The organism is Geobacillus sp., assembly GCF_017515625.1.
Lineage (GTDB): Bacteria > Bacillota > Bacilli > Bacillales > Anoxybacillaceae > Geobacillus > Geobacillus stearothermophilus.
Genome location: NZ_JAFWFM010000200.1, coordinates 1 through 6,662 on the forward strand (window position 1 = coordinate 1; position 6,662 = coordinate 6,662).

Below are 6,662 nucleotides of genomic sequence, written 5' to 3' on the forward strand. Positions count from 1 at the left end.
TGGGTCGTCTGCTTTATCCGTCACGGTGCACGCTTCCGCCAAAGCGAGGTCGGCGGCGGCGTCTTCGGCGGTGACGAGGACGCGCCAGCTCGGGTTCTCGATCAAACGGCAAAAATCAAGAAAGCGCGTTTGAGCGATCGCTTCGTACCACCCGTGGCGGTCCGAGAGCACCACGGTGCGCTCGTATGGGCGGCGCGGAGCGGCTGAAGGTTCCGTGGGCGGCAACAGCCGGTCGGCCGCTTGCTGCAGTTGTTCGATAGCGTCAGCCGACGGCTTTGTCGGGATGGCGTCAAGCCAGGCGTCAATGCAGGCTGCCTCCTCGTCAGTGACGAGGCCGGAGACGGACAGCTGCGTCGGAATCCAGCCGTCAAGCACGATGCGGCCGCGTTTCGTATGAATGTCCCAGTGCGTCGATTCCGAAGCGGCAGGGTCCATCGTAAAGCCATGGTAATAATGGACGGGGATGCGCCGGCCCTTGCCTTCATGAATCACCGTAGCGCCGACGCGCGGCCGTGTGCCGTCTGGTTCCTGAAGCGCGAATCCGCGTGCGGAAGCCGCTTCGCCAAACCAGTCGCGTCCGACTTCAAAAAAGTGGACGCCGTGCTCAATGAGAATGCCTCCGCTTCGCCGCTCGTCCCAAAACCAATGGCCTTTGGCGACGCGGTGAGCCGCGTTGTGAAGGCTTGCGTAGTCCACTGGGCCAAGAAGCGCGCGATGGATGAGTTGCTTGACAGCTTCAGCGAGCGGGTGGTAGCGAAGAACGAGATTGACCGCCAACGCCCGGTTTTGGCGGGCGGCGAGCTGGATGTTCGCCCGCAGCGCCTCGGCGGTGAGGCCGCCTGGCTTTTCAAGGAGCACATGTTTTCCTTCCTCAAGCGCCCGCTTGGCAAGCGGGGCGTGCAAATGCGGCGGGGTGGTGAGAATGACGATGTCAACATGCGGGTCAACGATCAATTGTTCAGCTTCGCGGTATTCGCGCACGTCGCCCGCCTGCGGCTGACGGCGGCGATAGGCGTCGATGACGCGCTGGCGCTTTGCGTCCGTTCGGCCGGCGACGGCAGCAAGCTGAAAGGAAGGAAGCGGGGCGAGCGCGCCGGCTAAAAATTCAGCGAATGCACCGGCGCCGGCGATGCCGACACGGTAACGGAAAAATGAAGAAATCATGGCGTATTCTCCTCCTCCCTCACATATATATAGCATTAACGATGTACATTATACCGCAAAGAAAAAGAAGAACGAGAAAATGAAAGTTTTGAAATTTGCAAGCATCAATCATTCCTCATCGATACCATCCGACAATCATTTCGCTTGCGCAACAGAAGGAATATTATGTATATTATTATTAGCAACCATCTCAGTCGAGTGCTAGCAATATATGAACTACTTTCATTTTCACGTTCATCCGTCAAAAAAGGTGTCTATTTTTGTGAAAAAAAGATATGGAGGGATGACGAAATGAAAGCATTGTTGCTGGCAGGAGGATTAGGTACGCGTCTTCGTCCATTGACCGAAAACATCCCCAAACCGATGGCCCCGATTGCGAACCGGCCATGGCTTGAACACCTCATCGTTCATCTTCGCGACCAAGGAGTCAACGAATTTGTCATCGCCGCCCATCATTGTTCAGAAGTGATCCGTCGCTATTTCGAAGATGGGAAGCGCTGGAACGTCAAGATTACATACGCGCTCGAACCGTTCCCGCTCGGAACGGCTGGGGCGATCAAAAACGCCGAGCGCTGGCTGAAGGAACGGTTTCTCGTGTTTAACGCCGACATTGTGCATTTGCCGCAATTGATCCCGCTGCTTGATTTCCATCGTCAACATGGCGGTTTGGCGACCATTGTTTTAACGGAAGTAGACGATCCTTCTTCCTATGGGGTCGTAGAACAAGACGACAGCGGGCGAATTTTGCGCTTTATCGAAAAGCCGCGCCGCGAAGAAGCGCCATCGAACCGGATCAACGCCGGCATGTATATTTTGGAGCCAGAGGCGATGCGCTATATCCCGGCGGAGCGGGAAGTGTCGATTGAACGCGAAACATTCCCGCTGCTGATCGAAAGGAATGTCGGTGTCTATGGCATCGTCAGTGACGGATACTGGCGTGATATGGGGACGCCGGCCCGCTACCGCCAAGTTCACTGGGATGCGTTGCGTCGGGAGTTTCCGATTCCGCTGAAAGGCCGTGAAATCCAGCCAGGGGTATTTGTCGGCGAACATGTCGAGATTGGGTCGGGCGTCTTGTTTGTACCGCCTGTGCTCATCGGCGACCATGTGAAAATCGGACGGCAGGCTGTGATCGGCCCGAATGCGGTCATCGGCGACCGCTGCCAAATTGGCGCCCGCGTCCATTGCGCGCAGACCATCGTTTGGGACCGCTCTGTCATTCGTGACCGCAGCCGTTTGCAAAACAGCATTTTCGGCTATCGGACGGTGACGCCGGCGGGAAAAGTGTTCGAAGATTCGATTATTAATCAGTTCAAGGAGGCGGTGCAAGCATGATTCGAATTGCCTACGTCAGCACGTATCCGCCGCGGCGGTGCGGGCTGGCGACGTTTACGGAACATTTGCGGCAAAGTATTGACGGCGTCCGCGGACCGTCCGATGGCGACCGCATCATCGTGTTGTACAACGAAAGCGACGGCGATGACGCCTATCGCCACAACCCGGCGTATTGGCCGCTCCCGGCGCAAAACCGTGCGGCGTATGCCGAAATGGCGAAACGGGTGAATGAGAGCGACATCGATGTTGTCGTCCTGCAGCATGAATTTGGCATTTTCGGCGGCGAGGCAGGCGAATACATTCTCGATTTCATCGCGGCGCTCGAAAAGCCGCTCGTGACGACGTTCCATACGGTGTTTGCCGAACCGCCGCTGCCGTACCGCCCGATTCAAGAAAAAATCGCGGCGGCAAGCGACGCCATCATCGTCATGAACCGGCAGGCGATCCCGTATTTGGTCAAAGCGTTTGGCTTGCCGGAAGAAAAAATTGTCTACATTCCGCACGGTGCTCCAGGCCCAAGCAGCGAAAATCGCGATTCGCTTCGCCGACGCCTCGGATTCAGCGGCCGCAAAGTGATGTTGACGTTCGGGCTTCTAAGCCGCGGCAAAGGAATCGAGTCGGTGCTCGCCGCATTGCCGGGCGTCGTGCGCAAGGTGCCGGAAGCGCTGTATGTCATCGCCGGACAGACACATCCGGAAGTGAAAAAACGGGAGGGCGAGGCGTACCGCGATGAACTGAAAGCGTTGATTCATCGGCTTGGACTCGACGGCCATGTCCGCATGGAGGACCGGTATTTCAGCGAAGAAGAGCTGATTGATTATTTGACGGCGTGCGATTTGTATGTCACCCCGTACCCGGGCATTCAGCAAATTACAAGCGGCACGCTTGCCTATGCGGTCGGCGTCGGCCGTCCGGTCGTTTCGACGCCGTATGAGCATGCGCGCGATTTGTTGCGGGGCTGCGAGGAGCTACTGTTGCCGTATGGCGATACCGCCCGATGGGAAGAGCGGCTTGGGCAGCTGTTGGCCGATGAGGCGGCGTTAAAACGCTGGGAAGAAACCGTGCGCCAAATTGGGGCGAACACGCATTGGCCGCGCATCGGCGAACAGCATGTCGCCTTATTTGAGCGCGTGTGCGCCGCAAAACGCGGGGAGGTGAAGGCGGTTGGTTTCGTCGGTCATTAAGTTCGACCATCTCGAGCGCATGACTGACGACACCGGGTTGCTCGAGCATAGCCTCGGCCGCATTCCGCGGCGGCGCGAAGGGTATTCGACCGATGACAACGCCCGCGCCATATGGGCGTGCCTCGAGTGGCTGGCGTTGCTCGACGATCAAGAAACAAAGGAGCGGCTGTATCGTCTGCTTGACCGATATTTGGCCTTTTTGCTTTGGGCGCAAAACGATGACGGGACGTTCCATAACAACTTTTTCTTCGATCGGACGAAAGAGGAAGAGACGCCCTCAGACGACTGCTTCGGGCGGTCGTTTTGGGCGGCGGCGATCGCGTATAAGCAATTGGATGATGCGGCGCGGCGCGAGGCGGCTGCGGACATGTTGAGGAGGGCGCTGCCGGCGGCATGGGAGCTTCGCTCGCTGCGCGGCGTCGCCTGGGGGGTGGCCACTTGCGGCGTCTTATTGACAGAAGGACGCCCGCTTGGCATCGATCAAGAGGAAGTGGCAGCTTTGGCTGCACGGCTTGAGCAGCGGCTGCTTGCGGCGTATTGGGAGCATGCTGGCGACGATTGGCATTGGTATGAGCCGGAGTTGACGTACGCCAACGGGGTGCTGCCGTGGGCGCTTTGGACGGCATATCGGCGCGCGCCGCGGGATGAGGTGAAGGAAGTGGCGGAAAAAAGCCTTGCTTTCCTTATTGAAAAAATGAGCGGACCGGGAGGTGTCATCCGTCCGGTCGGCAACCGCGGCTGGTGCAGCCGCCGCTACCGCGCCGATTGGGATCAACAGCCGCTTGATGTGATGAAGCTCGCTTTGGCGGCGCGCGAAGCGTATTGGGCAACGGACGACGAGCGTTATCGCGGCGTCGTCCGCCGCTGCCTCGCTTGGTTTTACGGACAAAACGACGGCAACGCGCCGCTTGCGGACCCAAGCGACGGCAGTTGCTGCGACGGGCTTAGCCCGAACGGCCCGAACCCGAATCGAGGGGCGGAGTCAACATTGTCGTACTTGTTAACAGCAGCAATCGCTCAATCAATTTCGGTGGAGGTGGTTGTCGATGAATACGTCAACAACGAAACCGTTCGCATGGCCAGCACACGTGTTTAAAGAATACGACATCCGCGGACGAGCCGGAGAGGAGCTCGATGAGTCGTTCGCGTATTGGCTCGGACGGGCCTTTGCCGACATGATGCAAAAGGAAGGCGAGAAGAGGGCGGTTGTCGGTCATGACAATCGTCTGTCATCGCCTGGCTTGCATCGGGCGCTCAAAGATGGGCTGCTCGATGGCGGCTGCGATGTCGTCGATATTGGGCTTTCGACGACGCCGATGTTTTACTACAGCTTATACTACACGAACATTCCATGCGGCATGATCATCACCGCCAGCCATAACCCAGGGGATGAGAACGGATTTAAAATCGCCATGGGGAAAACGACAATTTATGGCGAGCGCATCCAAGCGCTGCGGCGGGCGATGGAGCGGCTCAGCCAGGAACAGCCGCGTCCTGAAACAGCGCGCGGGCGCGAGGAAACGCTTGACCTTGCTCCGGCCTATATCAAGATGTTGAAGGAGAAAATTAAGCTCGGTCCGCGCAAGCTGAAGGTCGTCGTCGACTGCGGCAACGGCACCCCATCGATCATTGCGCCACAAGTGCTCAAAGAGTGGGGATGTGATGTCATCCCGCTTTACTGTGAATCCGATCCGACGTTTCCGAATCATCATCCGGACCCGGTCGTGCCGGAGAACTTAACGGACTTGATTGAGATGGTGCGCAAGGAGCAGGCGGATCTTGGCATCGCGTTTGACGGCGACGGCGACCGGATCGGAGTCGTGGATGAAACGGGTGCGATCCGCTGGGGCGACCAACTGATGGTGCTGTTCTGGCGCGAAATTTTGAAGCGCCATCCGGGAGCCGACGCGCCCGTCGAAGTGAAATGTTCGCAAGCGCTAGTTGAGGAAATTGAGCGGCTCGGCGGGAAACCGTTCTTCCATCGCACCGGCCATTCGCACGTCAAAGCGACGTTGCGCCGTCGTCCGGAGATCCCGTTTGCCGGTGAAATGTCTGGTCATTTGTTCTTCAATGATGAGTTTTACGGCTATGACGATGCGCTGTACGCCGCTGGGCGCCTGCTTCGATTACTGTCGCACGATGAGCGCCCGCTGTCCGAGTGGTTCGCCGACGTGCCGCAGTACGCCGCGACGCCGGAGACACGCGTCGCTTGCCCGGAAGAGAAAAAAGCGGCTGCCATTGCCAGAGTAAAAGAGAAATTTGCCGGCCGTTTCCCTGTTGTCGATGTGGATGGCGCCCGCATCCAGTTCCCAGACGGCTGGGGGTTGGTGCGGCCGTCGAACACGCAGCCGATTCTTGTGTTGCGTGCAGAAGCCAAGACGGAGGCTGCATTGGCGGAGATTAAGCGGCAGCTGGCTGATTGCCTCGCTACCCTTGAATTGCGCATTGACTGGTGACGCCTTTTCACCGAATGGTCTGCGCTTGTCGCCCTTTGTCCGTTTCAAAAGATTCGTTCCGGCGTGGGTCGTCCGTAGGGATCCCACGCCGGTTTATTTTTGTTGTGAGGGGGCTCATGCTTGATTTCTTGCAAATGGTTTGTCCATAATAGATAAGGATAAAACCCAACGAAGCGGTGGCGTTGTAAGGTCTTTTAAGAAACTTATTGAAGAGCGGTGTTTCCCCTCAAATCGCCGTCCTTCTTGAGCCCTCCAACGCTCACACCCCAAACAGGCGGGGAAAATTCAAGGGAGGGCCGCCTTGGACGGATGTAGATTTCTTTTTGAAATTTGGCTAAAATAAAGGCAATTCGCTGTCAGGAGCGAATACAATGATAGAAAGCAGGCGTGTTGATTATCCAATAAAATCCAAAGGGTATAGAAAAAAGAGCACCTTTCCTGTAGAATGTGAGTAACAACACAAACAAACCCAGGAGGTGCTCTCTATGAACAAGCATACCACACTCCCGAATTTGATGCAAAA

The 6,662-nt window shown here is 57.2% G+C and carries 5 protein-coding genes; 4 read left to right on the forward strand and 1 reads right to left on the reverse strand.

Annotated elements, in window-relative coordinates:
* Positions 1 to 1,164: Gfo/Idh/MocA family protein (locus IKE44_RS11490; RefSeq protein ID WP_287465964.1), on the reverse strand; the 1,164-nt coding region annotated here is incomplete at its 3' end.
* A gap of 291 nt (positions 1,165 to 1,455) precedes the next feature.
* Between IKE44_RS11490 and IKE44_RS11495 the strand changes: the two genes are divergently transcribed.
* From IKE44_RS11495 to IKE44_RS11510, 4 genes are read left to right on the forward strand one after another with little or no spacing between them, the layout of a single operon-like run.
* A complete protein-coding gene (locus IKE44_RS11495; RefSeq protein ID WP_287465966.1) occupies positions 1,456 to 2,499 on the forward strand; it encodes a nucleotidyltransferase family protein in 1,044 nt (347 codons plus the stop codon).
* On the forward strand, positions 2,496 to 3,683 hold the full coding sequence (locus IKE44_RS11500) for a glycosyltransferase family 4 protein (protein ID WP_049624930.1): 1,188 nt from the start codon (positions 2,496 to 2,498) through the stop codon (positions 3,681 to 3,683). Before IKE44_RS11495 ends, IKE44_RS11500 begins: the two co-directional genes overlap by 4 nt.
* Positions 3,664 to 4,779 carry a glycosyl transferase gene (locus tag IKE44_RS11505; protein ID WP_121674107.1) on the forward strand — a complete coding sequence of 372 codons (1,116 nt, stop codon included), beginning with the start codon at positions 3,664 to 3,666 and terminating at the stop codon, positions 4,777 to 4,779. The genes IKE44_RS11500 and IKE44_RS11505 overlap by 20 nt, the downstream gene beginning before the upstream one ends.
* A complete protein-coding gene (locus tag IKE44_RS11510) occupies positions 4,730 to 6,139 on the forward strand; it encodes a phosphomannomutase/phosphoglucomutase (protein ID WP_049624929.1) in 1,410 nt (469 codons plus the stop codon). The genes IKE44_RS11505 and IKE44_RS11510 overlap by 50 nt, the downstream gene beginning before the upstream one ends.
* Positions 6,140 to 6,662 lie beyond the last annotated feature (523 nt).

Coding starts and splice junctions, on each gene's coding strand:
- IKE44_RS11500 (WP_049624930.1), top strand. CDS start 2,496: ATGATTCGAATTGCCTACGTCAGCACGTATCCGCCGCGGCGGTGCGGG.
- IKE44_RS11510 (WP_049624929.1), top strand. CDS start 4,730: ATGAATACGTCAACAACGAAACCGTTCGCATGGCCAGCACACGTGTTT.
- IKE44_RS11495 (WP_287465966.1), top strand. CDS start 1,456: ATGAAAGCATTGTTGCTGGCAGGAGGATTAGGTACGCGTCTTCGTCCA.